Genomic DNA, 22,255 nt, shown 5'->3' with positions numbered 1-22,255 from the left:
CCGCTATTTGGCCGTGCTAGGGCAAGGCATGGAAAAATTACCGTCAAAACCGCAGATCGTTCAGTGGCTCACTGATAACCCCACGCTGACGTCCAAGCGCGATATCGCGCGGGCCTTTGGTATCAAAGGGGGCGAGCTGCGGATTGAGCTGAAGCGCATGTTGCGCGAGTTGGAAGATGAGGGTGCGCTGGTGCGCAAAGAGCGCCAGTACCGCGACCCCGATGCGTTGCCGCCAGTGTCTATTCTGAAGGTCGAGGCGCCGGATGCGGATGGGGATTTGTTCGCGTCTGCGGTCGAATGGAATGACGACGGCGACGCGCCGCGGATTTTGATTGTCACCAAGAAATCTGATCCTGCGCTGGGCGAGGGCGACCGGATTTTGGCGCGGCTGGAACCTGTGGGCGGCAAAGACCATGACTATGAGGCGCGGCTGATCCGCAAGCTGGGGTCGAACCCGCTAAAGCTGTTGGGGATTTTCAGGGCCGAAAGTGAAGGTGGGCGCGTGGTGCCTGTTGACAAGAAGAACGACAAGGAATGGCGCGTGCTGCGGGATGGCACGATGGACGCCAAGGATGGCGAGCTGGTTGAAGCCGAACAATCCGGCCCCAAGCGCATGGGCCTGCCGCAAGCACGGATCACCGCACGGCTGGGCGACCCAAGTGGCCCGCGTGCGATTTCCCTGATCGCGATCCATCAGCATGGTATCCCCGACCAGTTCCCCGACAAGGTGATTGCCGAGGCGGATGCGGCTAACCCCGCACCTATGGCTGCGCGGGAGGATTTGCGCGACATGCCTTTGGTCACGATCGACCCTGTGGATGCGCGCGACCGTGATGATGCGGTTTTGGCGATGCCGGATACGGATAAGACGAACCCCGGCGGGCATATCGTTTGGGTCGCGATTGCCGATGTGGCGCATTATGTGCGCCCGGGGTCTGCGCTGGACCGTGAGGCGCGCAAGCGTGGCAATTCCAGCTATTTCCCCGATCGCGTGGTGCCGATGTTGCCAGATACATTGTCGGGTGATCTGTGTTCGTTGCACGAAAACGTGGACCGCGCCTGTATGGCCGTGCGGATGGTTTTGGACGCGCAGGGCCGCAAGATCAGCCACCGCTTTACCCGTGGGATGATGCGGTCGGTGGCGTCTTTGAATTACGCGCAGGTACAGTCGGCGATTGATGGCAACCCCGATGCGGTGACGGAACCGCTGTTGGACGACGTTCTGCGCCCGCTCTATGCGGCGTATGAGGCGACTAAAACCGCCAAGGCAGAGCGCCAGCCGCTGAACCTTGACCTGCCCGAACGCAAGATAATCCTGTCGGATGAAGGCAAGGTTTTGTCGGTCGATTACTACGACCGCTTTGACGCGCATAAGGTGATCGAGGAGTTTATGATCCTTGCCAACGTTGCCGCCGCGGAGGAATTGATAAAGCTGAAAACGCCTTTGTTGTTCCGCGTGCATGAGGAACCAAGCCCCGAAAAGCTGGAGGCGTTGCGCGAGGTGGCCGAGGCATCTGGGTTCACGCTCGCCAAGGGGCAAGTGTTGAAAACCGCACATTTGAACAAATTGTTGTCGCAGGCCGAAGGCACCGAATTTGATGAGTTGATGAACATCACGACCCTGCGGTCGATGACCCAAGCCTATTACAACCCGCAGAATTTCGGCCATTTCGGGTTGGCGTTGCGGAATTATGCGCATTTCACCTCGCCCATCCGGCGCTATTCGGACCTGATTGTCCACCGCGCCTTGATTGCAGGGCATCGCTGGGGCGATGATGGTTTGACGCCGCTGGATATTGAGGAATTGGCCGATACCGCCAAGGCGATTTCCGATACCGAACGCCGGTCGATGATAGCCGAGCGTGACACGACAGACCGCTATCTGGCGGCCTATTTGTCGGACCGCGTGGGGGCCACGTTCAAAGGCCGCGTGTCGGGCGTGCAGCGGTTTGGGCTGTTTGTGAAACTGGATGATAGCGGCGCGGATGGGTTGATCCCGATCCGGTCTGTGGGGCGTGAATTTTTCCATTTTGACGCGGATACCCAAACCCTGATGGGTGCGGATACGGGCCTGACAATCGGCATCGGCCAACGCGTGACCGTGCGGCTGACCGAGGCGGTTCCCGTGACGGGTGGCTTGATCTTGGAGCTGCTGGAGATTGAGGACCGCGCGCTTCCCAAGGGCCATGCCCCGCGCGGGCGGGGTGGGCCGCGCAAACCGGGCCGTGCGGCTGCTAAGGACAAAGCGACCAAACGCAAAGTGGTACGGCGGCGCAAATAACCGCCGATGTGTTGGGCGGTTTGTGGCGGGCGTTGCCAATCATGCCGGTGGCGTTAGACTGCTGGTAAAACAACAGGCGGGCGGCAGGATGCGGATAGTTTTGGCAGGGATGATGTGGTGTTTGGCGGCGTGTGTAGCCTTTGCCAACACTGCAGAGGTGCCCGTAATGGCAGAGCAGAAAGAGGGTGTCGTGGACGCGCAAGGTGATACGCAAGGCTTGCAAGCTTGGTTGGCCGCGTTTCGGGTGCGGGCGGCGGCGGCGGGGATTTCGGATGCGGTGATGGACAGCGCGTTGACGGGGCTGGCCTATGACGCGGATGTCATTCGCCGCGACCGCAACCAAGCGGAATTTACCAAAACCATCTGGGACTATCTGGACACGGCTGTATCGGACGATCGCGTAAGCAATGGTATGGCGGCCCTGCGCAAACAGGCCGCGACCTTGCAAAAGATCGAAGATACTTACGGCGTGGACAAAGAGGTGGTCACGGCGATCTGGGGGCTGGAAAGTGCCTATGGCACGTTTCGCGGCTCGGTACGGACAGTGCAGTCGCTGGCTACGCTGGCCTATGATGGCAGGCGTTCGGCGTTTTTTGAAGGCGAGTTATTGGCGGCGCTGAAAATCTTGCAAGCGGGTGATACGGTTGCGGCCAATCTGCAAGGGTCGTGGGCCGGTGCGATGGGGCATACGCAATTTATGCCCTCGTCTTTCCTTGCCTATGCCGTGGATTTTGATGGCGATGGCAAGCGCAACATCTGGGGCGATGATCCGACCGATGCGCTGGCCTCTACCGCGGCTTATCTGGCGGGGTATGGCTGGACCAAAGGTGCCCCTTGGGGGTTGGAAATCACCCTGCCTGCGGGGTTTGATTATGACCAAACCAGCGAACGGGTGAAAAAACCTGTGGCGAATTGGCAGGCGATGGGTGTGCGCGGCGCCGATGGCGCGGATTTACCCGACCACGGGCCTGCATCGGTGTTGCTGCCCGGTGGCGCGCGGGGGGCGTCGTTTCTGATATTTTCCAATTTCCAAGTGATTGAACGGTACAATACCGCCGATGCCTATGTCATTGCGGTGGGGCATTTGGCCGACCTGCTGAAAGGCGGCGCGCGGATCAAATCGGGTTGGCCACGCGAATTGCGGGCGCTGACACTGGATGAACGCTTGGATTTGCAAACGCGGTTAACGGCGGCAGGGTTTGACACGCTGGGCGTGGACGGCAAGATGGGGCCAAACACGATTGCGGCGGTAAAGGGGTTTCAAAAGGCGCGAGGGATTGTGCCGGATGGCTATCCCAGCCTTGATGTGCTGAACCGGTTGGAGTGAGGGAGGGAAATGAAGATGAATACCAAAGGGGCGGCCTTTTTGGGCATGGCGCTGGCGCTGACCGTGGGAGCTTGCGTCGCGCAGCAGCAATCGGCGCCTGCGGGCGAGGCGTTGGCGGGCAACTGGCAGGTCACATCACTGGTTGGGGGCGCGCTGCCTGCGGGGGCAAGCGTGACGCTGGATTTTGCGGGTAAAACGGTGTCAGGCAATGCAGGCTGCAACCGCTATTCCGGTAATTTCGTGCAAAAAGGGCAGGCGCTGACCTTTGCGCCAACCGCGCTGACCCGCATGGCCTGCGCGCCGATGCTGATGGATGTCGAGTCAGGGTTTACCAAGGCATTGGCCGCCGTGAACCGCTATGACATGGCGGCGGATACGCTGCGGTTGTTTGTGGGGGATACGTTGATCATGCAGGCGCAGCGCCGTTAAGCGTAGCGCCCGCAAGGGTTATTCTGCCGAAGACCGCGCCCAAAGGTTGATATCTTCTTCCGATGAAATGCGGTCAATTTCGGCCAGTTCTGCCGCGGTAAACTCCAGGTTGCCAATGGCACCCACGCAATCAATCACCTGCTCGGGCTTGGATGCGCCGATCAGCGCGGTCGTAATGCCACCGCCACGCAAAACCCACGCAATCGCCATTTGCGCCAAGGTTTGCCCCCGCGCTTGTGCCATATCGTCCAGCGCGCGGACCGATGCCAAAGCGCTGGGCGTGATGGTTGCGGGTTTCAGCGATTTGCCTTGCGCGGCACGGCTGCCTGCCGGAATTCCGCCCAAGTATTTCTTGGTCAAAATCCCTTGGGCCAAGGGCGTAAAGGCAATCGACCCCACCCCAAGCTCGGCCAACGTGTCCTTCAACCCGTCCTTTTCCACCCAGCGATTCAGCAGGTTATAGCTGGGCTGATGAATCACACAGGGCGTCCCCAGCTCCTTTAAAATCGCCACCGCCTCACGCGTGCGGGCGGAATTATAGCTAGAAATCCCTGCATAAAGCGCGCGACCCGACCGCACGATATGGTCCAGCGCGCCCATGGTTTCTTCCAGCGGGGTGTCGGGGTCAAAGCGGTGGGAATAAAAGATATCGACGTAATCCAGCCCCATTCGCTTCAACGACTGGTCACAAGACGCGATCAGATACTTGCGGCTGCCCCATTCGCCATACGGGCCATCCCACATGTTATACCCCGCCTTGGACGAGACAATCAGCTCATCGCGATACCCGCGAAAATCGGTGGCCAGAATATCGCCAAACGCTTCCTCGGCAGATCCGGGAGGCGGGCCGTAGTTGTTGGCAAGATCGAAATGCGTGATGCCGTGGTCAAACGCCGTTCGGCAAATCGCGCGTTTGGTTGCGTGCGGTGTGTCATAGCCAAAGTTGTGCCACAGCCCCAACGACACCGCCGGCAACTTCAACCCCGATTTGCCACAACGGCGATAGATCATTTTCGAATAGCGGTCGTCGGCGGGCATATAGGACATGTCAGGCTCCTGTGTCTGGTATGGCAGTTTTGGGCGGATCGGGGGCCAAATACAACCCCCGCTCTTTCATCTTTGCCCAAATACTCACGCAGGCCGCACCCTATGAACCCATGCCTGTTAAACGAACCGGTTCCACAGGTTTTCCAACCGCTCCTGCCGCCCCGATCGCGCCTGCGGGTTCACATCGCGGGCCAGCACATCTTGGGCAATGCTGGCAAGGTCCGACTTCAGCATCGCCTGCGCCGCATCGGTTTCCCAACCAGCATAGCGGGTTTTGCGCAACGCTTCCAAACTGCCATCGGCCAGCAAGGCCGCCGCTGCTTTCATCGCTCGTGCGCAGGTGTCCATCCCGCCGACATGCGCAAGGATCAGATCTTCGGCATCCAACGATTGCCGCCGGATTTTGGCGTCAAAATTGGTGCCGCCGGTGGTATAGCCGCCCGCGCGCAGGATTTCATAGAATGCCAGCGCTTTTTCAGCGTGGTTGTTCGGAAATTGGTCGGTGTCCCAACCGGATTGATAATCGTTGCGGTTCATGTCGATCGACCCGAAAATCCCCAAAGACGCCGCAGTCGCGATTTCATGTTCAAAGCTGTGGCCTGCCAAAATCGCATGGCCTTGCTCGATGTTTACCTTGACCTCTTTTTCCAAACCATAACGGCACAGGAAGCCGTAGACCGTGGCCACGTCATAGTCATATTGGTGCTTCGACGGCTCTTGCGGTTTCGGCTCGATCAGGATCGCGCCTTTGAAACCGATTTTGTGCTTATACTCGACCACCATCTGCAAGAAGCGGCCCATGTTGTCAGCCTCGACCCGCAGATTGGTGTTCAGCAGCGTCTCGTATCCTTCGCGCCCGCCCCACAGCACATAGTTTTCGCCGCCCAGTTTTTGCGTCGCATCCATGCAGCCCTTAACGGTGGCCGCGGCATAGGCAAACACATCCGGGTCGGGGTTGGTGGCAGCGCCCGACATCCAGCGTTTGTGGCTGAACATATTGGCAGTGCCCCAAAGGAGTTTGGTTTTCGACGCCTCCATCTTGGTGCCGAAATAATCGACGATTTCTTCCAAATTCCGCTGGCTTTCGGCGAAATTGGCGCCTTCGGGGCGGGCATCGGCATCATGGAAACAAAAGAACGGCATGTTCAGAATGTCGAACACTTCAAACGCCGCATCGGCCTTTAGGCGCGCCAAATCCATCGTGTCGCCAAACCACGGGCGGTCCAGCGTTTGGCCACCAAAGGGGTCACCGCCCGGCCAAGCAAAGCTGTGCCAATAGGCGGCGGCAAAGCGCAGATGGTCCTCCATGCGTTTGCCCATCACCACCTCATCGGGGTTGTAATGGCGGAACGCAAATTCGTTGGTGCTGTCTGGCCCTTCGTATGTGATCGCAGGGATGGATTTGAAAAATTCGGTCATGTCAGCGCCTTTAGTGCGGATTGTGCGGCGGTATAACGGGCGTGGCCCATGTCAAACGCGGCGATAAGGGATGTGTCGGGGTCAATTTGGCGGGCGATGGGGGGCAGGGTTGCAATCTCAACCCCGGCCCCTGTGGCGGCCATGATGGCAAGGCGGGCCGCGCCAAAGGCACCACCAAAGTCGCCAGCTTCGGGCACCAGCACCGGCACGTTCAGCGCCGTTGCAATCGCCCCAAGCCAATAGTCGGACCGTGAACCACCGCCCACAGCAATCAATTTCTCAAGTCGTGTTCCCGTAGCCGCCAAGGCATCGCGACAATCGCGAAAGGCAAAGGTGACACCTTCCATCACGGCCCGCGTTCCCGCCGCGCGGTCGGTGGTGTGTTCCAACCCCAAGAAAGCGCCGCGAATGGCAGCATCGTTCAGGGGTGTACGTTCGCCGCCCAGATAGGGCAGGAACAGCGCCTTGCTGGGGGCCTGCAATGGCCCCAATCCTGCGGTCAGATTGGCGGCGGTTTCGCCCACCAGCCCCGCGTACCAGTTCAGCGAATCCGTGGCCGACAGGATCACCCCCATCTGGTGCCACGTGTTCGGCAGGGCATGGCAAAATGCATGTACCGCCGTTTCGGGGCTGGGTTGATAGCCTGCGTTGGCGGCAAACAACACACCCGATGTGCCAAGCGACACAAACGCCTCACCCGCGCGGACCACGCCGACGCCGACGCCCGAGGCTGCGTTATCGCCGCCACCGCCTGCAATCACCACACCCGCAGGCAGCCCCCAGCGGGTGGCCAGTGCCGTGCGCAAGGTGCCGGACACGGCCGACCCCTCGACCAGTCGCGGCATGTTTTCGCGGGTCATGCCCGTTGCCGCCAGCAAATCATCCGACCAGTCACGCGCGCCTGTATCCAGCCAGCTTGTCCCTGCCGCATCCGACATCTCGGCGGCATGTTCGCCCGACAGCCACAGGCGCAGGTAATCCTTTGGCAGCAGCACCGTCGCTACCCTTTCCCAGTTGCGGGGCTCATGCTTGCGGACCCACAGCAGTTTGGGCGCGGTAAAGCCGGGGAATACGATATTGCCCGTCACGCGCCGAAACATCGGGTCGCCGTCCAGCGCAGCGGCTTCATCCGCGCTGCGGGTGTCGTTCCACAGGATGCAGGGGCGGATCACCTCATCCGCCGCATCAAGCAGGGTTGCGCCGTGCATATGGCCCGACAGGCCAATGGCGCGCACAGACCCAAGCCCATGCGTTGACAGCGTGTCCATCACCGCCTCGGCTGCGGCGATCCAATCGGCGGGGCTTTGTTCGGACCAGCCATCATGGGGCCGCTGCACGGTTAGGGGGGCAGTCGCCTCGGCCAGAACGTTTTGATTTTGGTCGATCAAAATGCCCTTTAGGCCCGACGTCCCCAGATCAAGGCCGATGAACATCAGGCTGCCTTTTCCGGTTTCTTGCCCAAGATGATCATGCTCAGGATGTCTTCATCCGTCACCTCATCCACGTTCACCGTGCCAACCAGCTGACCGTTTTTCATCACCGATGCGCGGTCGCACAGTTTCATCACGTTGTGAATGTCATGTTCGATCAGGAAAATTCCAAGGCCTTGTTTCTTCAGCTCTTGGATCAGTTCCGATACCATTTCGGTTTCTTGCGGGCCAAGGGCCGCGGTGGGTTCGTCCATAATCAGGATGCGGGCGTTGAAATACACCGCGCGGGCGATGGCAACCGATTGGCGTTGACCACCCGAAAGCGCCGAGACAGGCACGTTGAACTTTTTGAAGTTGGGGTTGAGCCGCTGCATGATCTTGCGGGTTTCGGCCTCCATCTTGCTGTCATTCACAAACCCCAAGGGGCTGACAAGTTCACGGCCCAAGAACAGGTTGGATGCGGCATCAAGGTTGTCTGCAAGGGCAAGGGTTTGGTAGATGGTTTCAATATTCTGTGCACGCGCATCGCGGGGGTTTTCGATGGTGACAGGTTTGCCATCGATTAAAATCTGCCCCGCATCGGCCTGATAGGCGCCCGACAGGCATTTTATCAGCGTGGATTTGCCTGCACCGTTGTGGCCAAGCAGGCCCACAACTTCGCCAGGGTGCAGGTCAATCGTCACATGGTCAACGGCCTTGATCCCGCCGAAAGAAATCGAGATATCGCGCATCTCGACCAGAGGTGTTCCCTTAATGGTCATGGCGTTCCCTTTCACTTCACTTTTTTGCGGTAGAGGTTGTCGAGATAGACGGCGAGGACCAGCACAGAGCCTACGACGATTTGCTGGATAGCGGTATCAAAGCCAATCAGCACCATGCCGGTTTGCAAGCTTTGCATCACCAGTGCGCCAAGGATTGCGCCGTAAATCGTGCCCAAACCACCTGCCAGTGACGTGCCGCCAATAACGGCTGCGGCGATGACGTAAAGTTCGTCAAAAACCCCAAGCGCGTTGGTAGCCGAGTTCAGACGCGCCGAGGCAACCACGCCAGCAAGGCCCGCGAGCATGCCCATCAGGGCAAAGATTTTCATCGTCATCCATTTGGTGTTGATGCCTGCCAGCGCTGCCGCTTCGGGGTTGCCACCGATGGCGAACACATAGCGGCCAAAGCGGGTGCGGGTCATCAAGATGGTCATCAAGATACCAACGGTCACAAGGATCAGCACAGGGATTGCAAAGCCGTGGCTGATGACCAGACCTTCGGGTGGAACGGTGATGTTGTTTGCCTTGGCATAGGCATTCACGATGCCTGTTGGCCAAGGATAGGCGTTCACCAGCAGTACGGCCCCGATGATCGCGCCACAGCCAACTGCGGCGAGGAAGCCCTCGGCCCACATCGGGCGCAGTTTGAAATCATGTTCGCGGCGTTGTTTGCGGCCCGAATGCAGCATCCAGATCACGCCAACGCAGGCCAAAAGGCCCACGATCCAGCTGCCCGTTTCGCCAACGGCGCCGTAAGGGCCACCGCCCAAAAGGGCAAAGTTTGCATCAACCGGCGAAATGGTGCGGCCACCTGCCGCAAGGAACGCACAGCCGCGCCAGATGAGCAGGCCACCCAGCGTGACGATAAAGGCGGGGATGCCGCGATAGGCGATCAACCAGCCCTGAAACGCGCCGATAATTGTGCCCGCTGTCATGCCAACGACCACCGCGATGATCCAGATGAACGGACTGCCAAGGCCAAGGTATTGCGGCAGGATATTAACTTGCAGCAAGCCCATGATCATTGCCGTCAGGCCCAGCAGAGCGCCGACCGACAAATCGATGTTACGGGTCACGATCACCAGCACCATGCCCGTGGCCATGATGCCGATAGATGATGTCTGTACCGACAGGTTCCACAGGTTGCGCGGTGTCAGGAAGAACCCGCCATTGCCAAAAATCGCACCGTAAAAGTGAAAGCCGAACCAGATCAGCATCAACGCCCCGAGCATCCCCAACAGGCGCGTGTCTATTTCGGTGGCACGCAAAAAGCGGTTGAGGGGCGAGATGTTTTGGTCGGTTTTAGGGGTGGATGTATCGGTCATATCCGGGTCCAACGCTGTAAAGGGGGGAATGGTTTGCAGGCAAGAGGCTTGGGACGTGCCCCAAAGTGCCGCGCGCAATCCATAAACCTGATTGGGAAAAAAGGGGGTCTGGCACCAACCCCTTGGGCTGGTGCCAGAAAAAGCCTTACGCCATTACTGGCAAGCGGCTACGCCGTCCATCGCACCTTCGCAGGCCATTTCCTTGGAAATGTGGCCAGCGTCGATTGCATCACCCAGCGAGTCCTTGGTGATCGGTGTTGGCTTCAGCAGGATTGCGTTCATTTCAATCCCTTTTTCGCCGCCGTTAAATTTGGACGCGCCGTCGATGGCGTCCAATGCCGCACCGCCAGCCAATGCCGCTGCGATTTCGCCAGCCGCTTTACCCAGTTGACGCGAGTCTTTCCAAACCGAAACGGTCTGCGACCCACGGGCCACACGGTTAATCGCGGCCAAGTCACCATCTTGACCGCCAACAGGGATCACAAGACCCTGCGCTGCCAAAGCGGCCACAACGCCACCCGCCATACCATCGTTTTGCGACAGAACAGCATCAACCGCGTTGTTGTTTGCGGTCAGGATCTGCTCCATGTTCTTTTGTGCATTTTCTGGCTTCCAGCCGTCCGAAAACGCCTCGCCCACGATTTTGATCTTGCCCGCGTCAACGCTTGCGCCGATCACTTCCATCATGCCTTCCAGCAGGAAGGCTGCGTTCGGATCACCGGGGTCGCCCTTGATGATGGCATAGTTGCCTTCTGGCTGCACGGCCATAACGGTTTCTGCGATGATCGAACCCACGCCTTTGTTGTCAAAGGTCAGATAGAACGTGCGGTCATCTTCGATCAGACGGTCATAGCCGACCATCGGGATGCCTTCGGATGCGGCCTTGTCAATCGCTGGCCCAATGGCGTCTTTGTCCCACGCGTTGATGATCAGCGCGTTTGCGCCTTGTGCGATCAGCGCTTCGATGTCGGTCAACTGCTTGGCCGAGGACGACTGGGCATCAGCCGAAATATAGGTGTCGCCAGCGGCTTCGATAGCGGCTTTCATAGCGGCTTCGTCAATCTTCCAGCGCTCTTCTTGAAAGCTTGCCCAAGACACGCCGATGATTTTACCTTCGGCCAAAGCAGCCGTGGAAAAGCCTGTTACAGCCAGAACGGCCAGCAGAATTGCGTTACGCATGTGTTTCCTCCCTGTGGAATCGACCCTTTGCGGGCCGGTCCGACGGATTCGTCGGTACATTACATTGGTAGGCGATATTAAATTCAGTTGTCAAAATAAAAATAGTTGCCACTATGCGATTAAGCAGATATTTTTAGGTGAAAATGCCGCTGTGCAGCGAAAACTTGGGCGTTTTGCAGGGTGGACTGCAGTTTTTAATTCGGGAAGTAAACTAATTATGCTGCAACTGCGAAATAACTTTACCCCGAACGCTGTGCCAGGGTGTGGCCCGCTTATCCCGCCACTGTCAGAATCGTCGCGGCCCTTGCGGCAACAAATCTTTGAACGGGTGCGGGCCGCTGGAACAATTGCACGGGTGCAAGTGGCCAAGGAGCTGGGCGTAAGCCCCGCGTCCGTGACCACAGGTGTTTCGGAACTGATCGAGTCTGGTTTGCTGGAAGAGGTCGCAGCCCCCCCGCGTGACGGGGAAGCGGGGCGTGGGCGCCCTGCCGTGGCGCTGGGGGTGCGGGCAAATGCGTACCGCGTGGCGGGGATAAAGCTGTCGGACCGTGAACACACGGCCGTTATCGTCGATTTTGCAGGGAATCTGATTGCCAATGAATCGATGACCCGCAACCCCGGACCGATGGAATTGCCGCAGCTTTTGGTGGTTCTGGCGCAGCTGCTGGACATGGTGTGCGAAAAGGCGGGGATCACGCGGTCGGACGTATCGGCGCTTGGCCTTGGCTTGCCGGGATTTATTGACAGCCATACGGGGCGGGTTTTGTGGTCGTCGGTTTTGGCGGGGCGCGGGTTGGTGCTGGCCGATGTGGCCAGCGAATATCTGGGCCTGTCGGTAAGGGTGGATAACGATGCCAATCTGGTGACGCTGGCCGAATTGTGGTTCGGCGCGGGGCGCGGCCTTTCGGATTTTGCCGTGGTCACGATTGAACATGGCGTGGGCATGGGTGTGGTGATCAACCATCGCATTTACCGCGGTGCGCAAGGGTTGGGGATGGAGTTGGGACATACCAAGGTGCAACTGGACGGGGCCTTGTGCCGCTGTGGCCAGCGCGGCTGCCTAGAGGCCTATGTTGCCGATTATGCGCTGGCGCGAGAGGCGACAACCGCGCTGAACTGGGTAGGTAAGGACGGGCAATCCATCAACGTGCTGCTGGAAAGTCTGTATGACCATGCCAAAGCAGGCAATACTGCCGCGCGGTCGATTTTTCGGCGGGCGGGGCGCTATTTGGCCGTTGGCTTGTCAAATGTGGTGAACCTGTTTGACCCGTCGCTGATTATCCTGAGCGGGGAACGCATGCGGTATGATTACCTTTATGCCGCGGATACTTTGGCGGAAATGGACAATCTTTCCATTGTCACAGGCCGCCCGCGCCCGCCGATCGAGATTCATGCTTGGGGCGATATGCTGTGGGCCCAAGGGGCGGCGGCGCTGGCGCTTTCGGCGGTGACGGAAAGCCTTCTTTCGGGCGCGCGGGATGGCGCCGCGCGCGAGGTTGCGGCGCAATGAGGGGCCTGTCCGTGGTGGTTTGGGCGCTTGTTGCCCATGCGGCGCTGGCCGATCCCAGCTTTGTGAACCGTGCGGCGACGTTGCCTGCCCCCGTTGTTTACGGCGGCGAGTGGGAACATTTTGTCGGTGGCGGTGTGTCGGTTTTCGATTGCAACGCTGATGCGCGGCCTGATCTGTTTGTGGCGGGCGGCACGAACGTGGCCAGCCTGTTGGTCAATGACACCGCGCCCAAGGGAGATATTGCCTTTGTACAAGGCGCCCTGCCGGACCTGACAGGGGTGACGGGGGCCTATCCGTTGGATTTTGATGGTGACGGGCTGTTGGATTTGGCCGTGCTGCGGGTTGGTCCCGATGTGTTTTTGAAAGGCGGGCCTGCATGTTCGTTTACCGATGCCACCGCTGATTGGGGCCTGACGATGGGCGATCAATGGTCCACCGCCTTTAGCGCAACATGGGAAGACGGGCAGGATTGGCCGACGATTGCGATTGGCCATTATGTTGACCGTGCCCGCGCCGATGGCCCGTTTGAGGCCTGTGACAGCAACAGCCTGTACCGCCCCAAACCGGGCGGCGGATACGGGGCACCCGAACTGCTGACCCCCGGATATTGCGCCTTGTCGATGCTGTTTTCCGACTGGAAACGCAACGGCACCCCCGATCTGCGGATTTCCAACGACCGCCATTACTATGTCCGTGGCGGATATGAGGAGATGTGGCACCTGAACCCACTGGCCCCCTATTCGCAGGTGGATTGGCCGCGCTTTTCGCTGTGGGGCATGGGGATTGCCAGCCGTGACATCACGGCAGATGGGTTGCCCGAAGTGATGATGACCTCGATGGGCGACCAGTTGCTGCAAATCAACAAAGGTGGCGGCAAGCTGGAAAACGCGCCTTTTGGCATCGGGACCTATGCGCACCAGCCCTATATGGGTGATGATGGGCGGCCTAGCACGGGCTGGCATGCCGAGTTTGGGGACATTGATAATGACGGGCGCGATGATCTGTTTATCGCCAAAGGGAACGTCGATCAGATGCCTTCCAACGCAATGCACGACCCGAACAACCTGCTAATGCAAGGCGCGGACGGGGTGTTTGTGGAAAGGGGCGATGTTGCGGGGATTGGCACGTCTGATCGGTCCCGCGGGGCGGGGCTGGCCGATCTGAATGCCGATGGGCTTTTGGATATTGTCGTAGTCAACCGCCGCGCGCAGATGGAAATTTGGCAGAATACGACTGCGAACACGGGGCATTGGTTGGCCGTGGCCTTGCGCGGTGCGGGCGGGAATACGGCTGCTGTTGGTGCGTGGGTTGAAGTGCGCGTGGGTGAAACCGTGCAATCACGCGAGGTGACCGTGGGTGGTGGCCATGTGTCTGGCCAAGCGCTGCCGCTGCATTTCGGGCTTGGGGCTGCGCCGAGTACCGAGGTACGGGTGATCTGGCCCGATGGCACGTTTGGCGATTGGCAGGCGGTGGCGGCTAATGGTGTGGTGCAGATTTCGCAACCTTAGCGGTCAATCGGCAAGCCACTTGGTACCGTTGCGGGAATGCCAAGGCGGCCTGCAATCGCCGCAGGGTCGGTGAGACTGTCAAGGAAGGCCATGATTGCGGCCGCCTCGGGGCTGGTCAGCGGCCGGGGGGGGTGATGGATGGCCTGTTTGATCGCGGCGATCTCAATAGGGTCATTAGCGATTGCCCAATCCGGTTTGGCAGCCGCAAATTCTGACAGAACTGCTTGCGGCGTATAGGCATCGAGACCCGCCACAGGGTTTGCATGGTGCATCACAAAGGCGCGTAAATCGCTGTGCCCGCCTGCGTGGCCATAGGGTGCAGTTGCGGTGATATTGCGCAAGGATGGTGTACGAAAGGCATAAATATCCTGCGCCTTGTTGGTCACACGCATGCGGCCAATATCGCGCTGAGCACTTTCAAACCTCTCACCCTTGCCTGGTCCCAATTGCGGGCTGCCCATCGCGTGAAAGGCCTGATCGGTCAGCAAGGGGCCGGAATGGCAGGTGCTGCATCCTGCCGTGCCGTAAAACAAATCTGCGCCTTGGGTGGCAAGGTCGGGCAAGGGCGCATCGCCGCGCAACCACGCATCAAAGGGCGCGGTATCGGACCTCCATTCGACGCTGATAAAGGCTGCGATGGCGTTGGAAATATCAGTGAAATGGATCGGGCGGCCTGCTGCGATATCGGGGTAAACCGCGCTGAACTGGTCTGCATAGGCGGGGATCGCACTGACGCGCGCGGCGATCTTTTCCCACGCGCCATTCGGGCCGGTCAATTGGCCGGTGCGCACCGCCTTAGAGATTTCGTTTTCGGAATAATGCCCCGCCATTTCATCGGGCGACAGCACCGGAAACATGCTTTGCGCCGATAAAAGCGAGGCGAAACCTGTGACCATTTCATCCTCTAAGGGCGTCCTAAAACTGCTCGCGCGTGTGGCGTCAGCCTCTATCCTGCCATCGTGAAAAATGGTGCGCAGATCCAAAACGCCGAGGTTGAATAAGGCCGGCGCGTTGCGTGGGATGCGTTGTTCGGGCAGGTTTTCGGGGTCGGAGCGGCGGTCGGGGCCAAGGCCTTTTCCGCCTTCGCCCAAGGCCAAAGACACACCATCGCCAGTGCCAAAGCGCGGATGGTGGCAGGTTCCACACGAAATGTTACGGTTTCCCGACAATTCGGCATCCCAAAACAACAACTGGCCCAAGGCCACTTCGGCCGTCGAGTGCTGTCGAAAATCGGCGTCGGTAAGGGGCTTTGGCGGTGTTTCTGCCAAAACGAGGGAACCAAACGCCGTGAACAGCGGTATCATAGCTAGGGTTTTGTGCATGTTCGCCTCCGCCCCGCAATATATGCTGAATCCTAAGCAAACGGAAAACGAAAAATGCGCCTATTGTTGCCGATATCGAAAAGATCACGGGTTCGTTTCGTTGTATGTTCACGGTCAAAGTGCAATAGATGTAGTAATAATAGAGAATAAACGGCCGGAGGCGGAATGCGGCGAGTGAGGCACAAAGGCTTGGGCATGGCGGCGCTTTGTTTGGGCGTGACGCTTGCCTTTGGTGGTCCGGCGCGCGCCTTGGACCCCATTGGCTTTACTGTCACAGGTAATGATGCAGATGTTGCATTGGCTTTGCGCGGCGCGTCGCTGCTGCTTGCAGCCCAATCCGAAGGCACGACAAACGCCCAAGATCTGTTTGCGTCGGCGCGTGCCGATTACGGGCGGTTGGTAGGCGCGCTTTATGCGATGGGGCGCTATTCGGGCGTTGTCGAAATTCGCATCAATGGCCGTGAGGTGGCGGATATTCCGCCGCTTGATGCCCCGAACGTGATTAATTCGATTACGGTTCAGGTGACTCCGGGCCCTGCGTTCACGTTTTCAAAGACGCGGATTGCACCCTTGGCCGCCGACACTAAGCTGCCCGAAGACTACCGCGTGGGGGCTGTGGCGGAAAGTGATGTGGTATCGGCGGCGGCGTCGACAGCGGTTGACGGCTGGCGCGCGGCCGGCCATGCCAAAGCAGACGTGACGGGGCAGGATTTGACGGCCGACCATGCGACCGCCACGTTGGCGGCGGATTTGACGGTGACAGCAGGGCCGCGCCTGCGCTTTGGGCCGTTGGCCGTTTCAGGGCAAGACCGGATGGACGTGCGCCGGATCATCAAGATCGCGGGCCTGCCGACGGGCGAACAATTCAGCCCCGAAGAGTTGGAAGATGCTGCCGAACGCCTGCGCCGGACTGGAATTTTCCGGTCGGTTGCCTTGGTCGAAGACGATGCAATTACGGCCCCCGACACATTGGGTATTTCGGCCCGTGTGGTCGAGGAAAAACCCCGCCGCTTTGGATTTGGCGTTGAGGTGGCAAGCACCGAAGGCGCCAAGATCAGCGGCTATTGGCTGCACCGCAACCTGCTGGGCGGCGGCGAGCGTTTCCGTGTGGAAGGCGAGATTGCCCAGATTGGTGCCCAAAACAACGGGGTTGATTATGCGCTGGGCTTTACGCTGGACCGCCCCGCGACCCTGAGCGCGGACACCACGGGCACATCGTTTTTCAAGATCGGCCATGAGGCGGACACAGATTTCACCCAAGATTATGTCGAAGCTGGCATTGGTTTCACCCACTATTTGTCACGCGAAATTACGGGCCGGATCGGGTTGGAATATTCGCAATACCGCGTGCAATACCCCACAAGCACGATCAATTTCCGCAACCTTGCTTTGCCGATTGGCATAACATGGGACAAGCGCAATTCTAAAACCGATGCAACCCAAGGCTTTTATGTCGACGCCGAGGCGGCCCCGTTTTTGGGCTTTGGTGCGTCAGACTCGGGGTTCCGGTTCAATCTGGATGCCCGGGCCTACCGCAGCTTCGGCGAAGATGATCGCATTACACTTGCCGCGCGCCTGCAGGCGAAAACTGTTATGGGTGGGTCCATCGACAATTTGCCACCTGACTTTTTGTTCTATTCGGGTGGCGGCGGCACCGTGCGCGGCCATTCGTTCCAATCGCTTGGATATACATCAACCGTCACCGGAAACCGAACCGGCGGCACTGGGTTTATTGGTGCATCGTTAGAGGTGCGGGGCAAAGTCACCAAAACGATTGGGCTTGTGGGCTTTGCTGATTTTGGTCAAATCGCATCGGACGGGTTGCTGGCCGGCGTGACCCAAAGCCACGCAGGGGCAGGGTTCGGGCTGCGCTATGCCACAGGATTTGGGCCGATCCGGTTGGATATAGGTGCGCCGATTTCGGGCGGCGGCAAAGGTGCGCAGGTTTACGTTGGCATAGGGCAGTCGTTTTGATGCGCGCGTTTTGGATCATCCTTGTTTTTGTGTTGTCGCTGCCGTTTATGGCCGCGGCCCAAGCTGATAACCAAACCGACGAGCGTGACCTGCTGACTGCGTTTCTAGAGGACAACTTGTCAGGCGCGGGCCGCACCGTGACCGTGACCGGCTTTAGCGGTGCGTTTTCATCGCAGGCCCAAATTCAAAGTCTGAGCATTGCCGACACCCAAGGTGTTTGGCTGACCTTGAACAATGTCACGCTGGATTGGAGCCGCGCGTCGCTGTTGCTTGGCGTGGTCGATGTGACGGAATTGACCGCGGATGAGGTGATCGTCGCGCGCAAACCCTTGCCCGACCCCAATGCCATTCCTGCGCCCGAGGCAACCGGTTTTGCCCTGCCCGAACTGCCTGTGTCGATTGAAATCAACACGCTGTCGGCCAAGCGAATCGTGCTTGATGCATCGGTTTTGGGGCAGCGGATCGAAGGGTCGTTTGCGGCATCGGCCAAGCTGAAAGGTGGCGATGGAAGCGCCGATCTGTCGCTGACGCGGGTGGGCGAGGGGCCGGACGGGCAGCTGGCGCTAAAGATTGCCTATAACAACACCACCAAGCAGCTGAACCTTGATCTGGACCTGACAGAAGAGGCAGAAGGGATTGCCGCCAGTTTGCTTGACCTTCCGGGCAAGCCGTCCGTTGCGCTGAAAATCGCAGGTGCGGGGCCGTTGGATGATTTTATAGCCACGCTGGACCTGCGCACCGACGGTCAGGAACGGCTGGCGGGTGAGGTGACGCTAAAGGGCAGCGATGACGGCGCGCAAAGTTTTGTCGTCAATCTGAACGGCGATGTTGCACCGCTTTTCCTGCCCGATTACGCCGAATTTTTCGGCACCGAAGTGGCGTTCAAAGCCGAAGGGCAGCGCAAAGAGTCCGGCCAGTTGGACCTGTCGGCCTTGGCTTTGAAAACGCGGGCCTTGTCTTTGGACGGGGCTGCGACGATTGCGACTGATGGGCTGCCGCAAAAATTCACACTGGTGGGACGGTTGGGCCTGCCCAGTGGCGAACCGATTTTGCTGCCATTTGGCGGGGCCGATGAAACCCGCGTTGCCAGCGCCGATTTGCGCGTCGGGTTTGACGCGACAAAAGGCGATGGTTGGAATGCGGCTGTCACGGTGACAGACGTTGCCCGCGCTGATGTGGCGGTGGGAACGGCGTCGATCAAAGGGTCGGGGCGGATCAACCGGCGTGCGGGCAGCGGTGGCACGATTATCGGCGGCACGTTGGTATTTGGGGCCGAGGACGTGGCGCTGACCGATCAAAACCTTGCCGCAGCGCTTGGGCAAGCCGTTGATGGCAAGCTGGTGTTTGACTGGCAAAAAGGCGGGCTTGGCTTTCGGATTGGCAAGTTGGAGCTGACCGAAGGGGGCCCAACCCCCGGATACAAGATCACCACCTCTGCGCGGATTGCCGACCTTGAAAGCGGTTTCAGAACGCGGGGCAGTATTGAGGCCGAATATAACAACCTGTCGCGCCTGTCGCCTTTGGCGGGCCGCGCGCTGGGCGGCAAAGGGGCCTTTCGGATCAGCGGTCAAATAAGCCCGCTCGGCGGTGAATTTGATGCCGTGGGCAAAGTCAAAGGCACCAATATCACCCTTGGGATTGTCGAGTTGGACAACCTGCTGAAAGGCGCGTCCGAGATTGAATTTGCCGCGGCACGGTCGAAACAGGGCACATTCTTGCGCAGCCTGAACATCACGGCCCAGCAGCTTGTGGCAACGGCCAAGGGCAAGCTGGCCAGTGACGGTAGCGACCTGAAAGGCACCGTGAGCTTTGCCGACCTGTCGTCTTTGGGTGACAAATATGGCGGCAGCCTGCAGGCCGATGCCACCTTTTCCGGCACACCTGAAAATGGCCGAATTACGCTGGACGGGATCGGGAATGCCTTGAAAATCGGCCAAGCGCAGGCCGATGCCTTGATTGCAGGGCAAAGCCGTTTGTCGGTGGCAATCGGTGTGCAAGGGCAGCGGCTGACGCTGGAAAAGGCCGAAATCGCCAACCCGCAAATCAACGCCGATGCGACCGGCTATATCGACCCTACGGGCAGCGATGTGACGGCCAATCTGGCGCTGCCCAACCTGTCGCCGCTGGGGGCGGGCTATCGCGGGGCATTGCAGGCGGTTGTGACGGCCAAAGGCACGCTGGAGGCGGGGCGGGCAGAACTGGCCGGACAAGGCACGAATTTGGCCATCGGCAATGCGCCGGCCGATAGCCTGTTGCGGGGCAAAAGTGTTGTAAACGCGGCCGTAAATCTCCGTGACCGCAGGTTGGTGGTGGAAAGCGCGACTGTGTCAAACCCGCAAATCACGGCCAAGGCGACCGGCACCGTGACCGATGATGTCCGGCAGGTGCAACTTGAGGCGCGGCTGGCCAATCTTGCACTGCTGGTGCCGGATTTTCCGGGCGCTGTGACGGTGGCGGGCAGTGTTGTTGAAAACGGCAACGGCATGACGCTGGATCTGAAAGGCACAGGGCCGGGCGGGATTGATGCGCGGGTTGCAGGGCGGGTGGCGCCGAATTTCCGCGGCGCGGATCTGGCGATCACCGGATCGGCGCAAGCGGCATTGGCCAATGCGTTTTTGGGCCCAAGGTCTATTTCGGGACAAGCGCGGTTTGATCTGCGGTTGAATGGCCTCTTGGCGTTGTCGTCGCTGTCGGGCACAGGCAGCCTGACGGGGGGGCGCTTTTCGGCCCCGAACCTGCCGTTTGGTCTGCAAGATATCGCCTCAACCGTCACGTTGGGCGGCAATCAGCTGCGGCTGAATATGACCTCGGCCCCCAGCACGGGCGGCAGTTTGGCGGTGGAGGGAACCATCGGATTGGCGGCACCCAATCCTACCGATCTGGCCGTTACGCTGCGCAATGCGACGCTTAAAGACCCTGATCTTTACAACGTATCCTTGGGCGGCGATGTCACGATCAAAGGGCCGCTGGCAGGGGGCGCTGTGATTGGCGGCGCGGTAAATATCCGCGAGGCAGAGCTGCGGGTGCCGACATCCGGATTTTCCAGTATCGGGTCGCTGCCCGGGTTAAAGCACAAGAATGAACCCGCGGCGGTCAAACAAACGCGGTATAAGGCGGGGCTGATTGACCTTGGCGGTGGTGGCAAGGCGGCGAATGCGCGGTCCTTTGGCCTTAACCTTGTCATCAGCGCGCCGTCCCGCATCTTTTTGCGCGGGCGCGGGATTGATGCCGAATTTGGGGGCCGTGTTATGGTGCGCGGCGACACCAACACGGTTATTCCCAGCGGTGCGTTTGAACTAATCCGCGGGCGCTTGGAAATACTCGGCAAACGGCTTGACCTGACTGAGGCGCAACTGTTGTTGCAAGGCGATCTGATCCCTTACATTTCGATTGTTGCCACGAATGAAGGTGAAAACGTGACGACTTCGGTGAACATCAAGGGCCGCGCCGATGACCCCGAAATAACCTTCACCTCGACCCCCGATCTTCCGCAAGAAGAGGTGTTGGCCCAGCTTTTGTTTGGCCGCGATCTGACCTCGATTTCGGCATTGCAGGCCGCCCAGCTGGCGTCGGCGGTGGCAAGTCTTGCGGGTAAAGGCGGCGAAGGGATTGTGGGGTCGCTTCGCAAAAGTTTTGGTTTGGATGACCTTGACCTGTCCACCGATGCGGATGGCAACGTGTCGGTCAAGGCGGGCAAGTACCTGTCCAAACGGGTTTATACCGAGGTGGAGGTAGACCAGAACGGGCAAAGCAAGATCAACCTGAACCTTGATCTAAAGAAAAACGTCACTGTTCGCGGGTCCGTTGGGGCAGACGGTACATCTGCCCTTGGGGTGTTTATCGAGAAGGATTACTGAGCGCGGTTGTCGCGTTCGGCATCGACAGCGGCCCCAAGCAAGACGGCAAAGGCCGATAGGTAAAACCACATCAACAGGGCGACCACGGCACCGATCGAGCCGTAGACCTGATTGTAATTGGCGAAGTTCCCAAGGTAAAACACCAACCCGCGCGACACGGCGACCCAAAGCACCAAGGCGACAAGCAGGCCAATGGTGAAAAACACGCGATGCTGTTTTTTGTTCGCGCGGTTTGGGCCAAGCCTGTAGGCGATGGCGATGCTGAGCATGACCAGCGCGATCCCGACCAGAAAGTTTGTGACCCCCAGCGCGGTTGTCGTGGCCGCCCCAAGCGGCAAAAAGCTGATGACCAAGGGCATGACAACCGCCAAAACCATTCCCGCCAACACCAACCCGATCAGCACCAATGTCAGAAAAAACGCCCGCACCACATGGCGCACACCACTGCGGCTGGGAAGGCCGTGGATGGCGTTTATCCCGCTGATGAGCGCGCCAACACCCGCGCGCGCCGACCACAGGGCAAACAGCGTTGAGGCCAAAGTCGCCAACCCCAAACTGCGGCTGTTGGTGGCCAGAATGCGCTGGACCTGCCCATAAAGCAGATCAAAAGCCTCGGGCGGGAGGTAGTTTTCGGCAAGTTCGAGTTGGGTTTGAACGACAATCGGATCGGCCGCAAAGCCCCAGATCGTGATAACTGCCGCCAGCGCAGGAAAGACCGCAAGAAACCCGAAAAACGCAATCCCTGCCGAGATGAGGCCAATTTCGGCATTGGATGCCCGAAGCCAAACACGGTGAGCGGCATGAAAAAGGGTCATTCTGGTTCCGTCTCGCAAAGGCTGGACTTGGCCGGAAAAACGGGGTCCAGCATGAAGGCGGACTATAGGCA

At 59.3% G+C, this 22,255-nt stretch carries 15 protein-coding genes; 7 read left to right on the top strand and 8 right to left on the bottom strand.

Translation table 11 applies throughout. From position 1 onward, the window contains the following. The first annotated feature begins 28 nt into the window (after positions 1-28). The 3 genes from rnr to G560_RS20250 all read left to right on the top strand — a co-directional run bounded on the left by rnr (position 29) and on the right by G560_RS20250 (position 4,037). Entirely contained in the window at positions 29-2,281 is a 2,253-nt protein-coding gene (gene rnr / locus G560_RS0104985; RefSeq protein ID WP_022703210.1) for a ribonuclease R, read from the top strand. 88 nt (positions 2,282-2,369) lie between these two features. Next, positions 2,370-3,608 carry a lytic murein transglycosylase gene (locus G560_RS0104980; RefSeq protein WP_081647611.1) on the top strand — a complete coding sequence of 413 codons (1,239 nt, stop codon included), beginning with the start codon at positions 2,370-2,372 and terminating at the stop codon, positions 3,606-3,608. Between the two features lie 9 nt (positions 3,609-3,617). Beyond that, on the top strand, positions 3,618-4,037 hold the full coding sequence (locus G560_RS20250) for an META domain-containing protein (protein WP_081647600.1): 420 nt from the start codon (positions 3,618-3,620) through the stop codon (positions 4,035-4,037). Positions 4,038-4,055: 18 nt separating this feature from the next. On the opposite strand, the gene mgrA is transcribed toward G560_RS20250, so the two are convergent. The 6 genes from mgrA to G560_RS0104945 form a co-directional block, all read right to left on the bottom strand. Then, positions 4,056-5,084, bottom strand: coding sequence for an L-glyceraldehyde 3-phosphate reductase (gene mgrA / locus G560_RS0104970; RefSeq protein ID WP_022703207.1), 1,029 nt, complete (start codon positions 5,082-5,084; stop codon positions 4,056-4,058). Between the two features lie 117 nt (positions 5,085-5,201). After that, entirely contained in the window at positions 5,202-6,503 is a 1,302-nt protein-coding gene (xylA, locus tag G560_RS0104965; protein ID WP_022703206.1) for a xylose isomerase, read from the bottom strand. Further along, on the bottom strand, positions 6,500-7,936 hold the full coding sequence (gene xylB, locus G560_RS0104960) for a xylulokinase (protein WP_022703205.1): 1,437 nt from the start codon (positions 7,934-7,936) through the stop codon (positions 6,500-6,502). The genes xylA and xylB overlap by 4 nt, the downstream gene beginning before the upstream one ends. Continuing rightward, on the bottom strand, positions 7,936-8,694 hold the full coding sequence (locus G560_RS0104955) for an ATP-binding cassette domain-containing protein (protein ID WP_028913746.1): 759 nt from the start codon (positions 8,692-8,694) through the stop codon (positions 7,936-7,938). Before G560_RS0104955 ends, xylB begins: the two co-directional genes overlap by 1 nt. A gap of 11 nt (positions 8,695-8,705) precedes the next feature. Beyond that, positions 8,706-10,019, bottom strand: coding sequence for a sugar ABC transporter permease (locus tag G560_RS0104950; RefSeq protein WP_022703203.1), 1,314 nt, complete (start codon positions 10,017-10,019; stop codon positions 8,706-8,708). 153 nt (positions 10,020-10,172) lie between these two features. Continuing rightward, positions 10,173-11,198, bottom strand: a complete 1,026-nt coding sequence (locus G560_RS0104945) for a substrate-binding domain-containing protein (protein WP_022703202.1) — start codon at positions 11,196-11,198, stop codon at positions 10,173-10,175. Positions 11,199-11,415: 217 nt separating this feature from the next. Here G560_RS0104945 and G560_RS0104940 point away from each other — a divergent pair, with 217 nt between their 5' ends. Then, positions 11,416-12,708 carry an ROK family transcriptional regulator gene (locus tag G560_RS0104940; RefSeq protein ID WP_033419256.1) on the top strand — a complete coding sequence of 431 codons (1,293 nt, stop codon included), beginning with the start codon at positions 11,416-11,418 and terminating at the stop codon, positions 12,706-12,708. Continuing rightward, positions 12,705-14,216: a CRTAC1 family protein gene (locus G560_RS0104935; protein ID WP_028913744.1), complete on the top strand. Its 1,512-nt coding sequence runs from the start codon at positions 12,705-12,707 to the stop codon at positions 14,214-14,216. Before G560_RS0104940 ends, G560_RS0104935 begins: the two co-directional genes overlap by 4 nt. On the opposite strand, the gene G560_RS0104930 is transcribed toward G560_RS0104935, so the two are convergent. Then, positions 14,213-15,520, bottom strand: coding sequence for a cytochrome-c peroxidase (locus G560_RS0104930; protein ID WP_022703199.1), 1,308 nt, complete (start codon positions 15,518-15,520; stop codon positions 14,213-14,215). The two genes, G560_RS0104935 and G560_RS0104930, sit on opposite strands and share 4 nt — an antisense overlap. Positions 15,521-15,733: 213 nt before the next feature. Between G560_RS0104930 and G560_RS0104925 the strand changes: the two genes are divergently transcribed. Both G560_RS0104925 and G560_RS0104920 read left to right on the top strand, forming a co-directional pair. Beyond that, positions 15,734-17,512: an autotransporter assembly complex protein TamA gene (locus G560_RS0104925; protein ID WP_022703198.1), complete on the top strand. Its 1,779-nt coding sequence runs from the start codon at positions 15,734-15,736 to the stop codon at positions 17,510-17,512. After that, complete coding sequence (locus G560_RS0104920; protein ID WP_022703197.1) at positions 17,512-21,369, top strand: translocation/assembly module TamB domain-containing protein; 3,858 nt, start codon at positions 17,512-17,514, stop codon at positions 21,367-21,369. The genes G560_RS0104925 and G560_RS0104920 overlap by 1 nt, the downstream gene beginning before the upstream one ends. Here G560_RS0104920 and G560_RS0104915 read toward each other — a convergent pair. Next, positions 21,363-22,184 (bottom strand): YihY/virulence factor BrkB family protein, encoded by an 822-nt coding sequence (locus G560_RS0104915; protein ID WP_022703196.1) that lies wholly within the window; start codon positions 22,182-22,184, stop codon positions 21,363-21,365. The two genes, G560_RS0104920 and G560_RS0104915, sit on opposite strands and share 7 nt — an antisense overlap. Positions 22,185-22,255: the final 71 nt, after the last annotated feature.

Source organism: Pseudorhodobacter ferrugineus DSM 5888 (assembly GCF_000420745.1).
GTDB classification, from domain to species: domain Bacteria; phylum Pseudomonadota; class Alphaproteobacteria; order Rhodobacterales; family Rhodobacteraceae; genus Pseudorhodobacter; species Pseudorhodobacter ferrugineus.
This window is presented reverse-complemented; position numbering and strand designations above follow the sequence as displayed.

Excerpts from the sequence above, each read along its gene's own strand:
- rnr (WP_022703210.1), top strand. The coding sequence starts at position 29 with ATGGAAAAATTACCGTCAAAACCGCAGATCGTTCAGTGGCTCACTGAT.
- G560_RS0104980 (WP_081647611.1), top strand. The coding sequence starts at position 2,370 with ATGCGGATAGTTTTGGCAGGGATGATGTGGTGTTTGGCGGCGTGTGTA.
- G560_RS20250 (WP_081647600.1), top strand. The coding sequence starts at position 3,618 with ATGAAGATGAATACCAAAGGGGCGGCCTTTTTGGGCATGGCGCTGGCG.
- mgrA (WP_022703207.1), bottom strand. The coding sequence starts at position 5,084 with ATGTCCTATATGCCCGCCGACGACCGCTATTCGAAAATGATCTATCGC.
- xylA (WP_022703206.1), bottom strand. The coding sequence starts at position 6,503 with ATGACCGAATTTTTCAAATCCATCCCTGCGATCACATACGAAGGGCCA.
- xylB (WP_022703205.1), bottom strand. The coding sequence starts at position 7,936 with ATGTTCATCGGCCTTGATCTGGGGACGTCGGGCCTAAAGGGCATTTTG.
- G560_RS0104955 (WP_028913746.1), bottom strand. The coding sequence starts at position 8,694 with ATGACCATTAAGGGAACACCTCTGGTCGAGATGCGCGATATCTCGATT.
- G560_RS0104950 (WP_022703203.1), bottom strand. The coding sequence starts at position 10,019 with ATGACCGATACATCCACCCCTAAAACCGACCAAAACATCTCGCCCCTC.
- G560_RS0104945 (WP_022703202.1), bottom strand. The coding sequence starts at position 11,198 with ATGCGTAACGCAATTCTGCTGGCCGTTCTGGCTGTAACAGGCTTTTCC.
- G560_RS0104940 (WP_033419256.1), top strand. The coding sequence starts at position 11,416 with ATGCTGCAACTGCGAAATAACTTTACCCCGAACGCTGTGCCAGGGTGT.
- G560_RS0104935 (WP_028913744.1), top strand. The coding sequence starts at position 12,705 with ATGAGGGGCCTGTCCGTGGTGGTTTGGGCGCTTGTTGCCCATGCGGCG.
- G560_RS0104930 (WP_022703199.1), bottom strand. The coding sequence starts at position 15,520 with ATGATACCGCTGTTCACGGCGTTTGGTTCCCTCGTTTTGGCAGAAACA.
- G560_RS0104925 (WP_022703198.1), top strand. The coding sequence starts at position 15,734 with ATGGCGGCGCTTTGTTTGGGCGTGACGCTTGCCTTTGGTGGTCCGGCG.
- G560_RS0104920 (WP_022703197.1), top strand. The coding sequence starts at position 17,512 with ATGCGCGCGTTTTGGATCATCCTTGTTTTTGTGTTGTCGCTGCCGTTT.
- G560_RS0104915 (WP_022703196.1), bottom strand. The coding sequence starts at position 22,184 with ATGACCCTTTTTCATGCCGCTCACCGTGTTTGGCTTCGGGCATCCAAT.